The following is a 284-nucleotide window of genomic DNA, read 5'->3' as shown; positions in this document are numbered from 1 at the left end:
ACCACGAACGAATCATTTCAGGTGACGACAAACCAATACGAATCGAATCAAATTCTTGAGAGTCGTTTTGGTTTTTCAACAAATTTAATAAATCTTTCATCGCTTGCTCCGGTAGGAGTTATTGTTTGCGGGCTTCATATTTGAATCAGCCCGCGACGCTAATCATTGGGTTATCGACTGACTACTCAGATTCCAACTCGATATCTATACCCAATGAGCGAATTTCTTTGACCAATACGTTGAAGGACTCTGGCATGCCAGGCTCCATACGATGATCGCCATCA

Annotated in this window: 1 pseudogene; it reads right to left on the bottom strand. The window is 42.3% G+C overall.

Annotation, left to right across the window (positions count from 1 at the left end):
• Positions 1–181 precede the first annotated feature (181 nt).
• Positions 182–284, bottom strand: a pseudogene (locus tag A3762_RS28775) (DNA-directed RNA polymerase subunit beta); the annotation flags it as partial.

This window comes from Oleiphilus sp. HI0125 (assembly GCF_001635355.1).
This window is presented reverse-complemented; position numbering and strand designations above follow the sequence as displayed.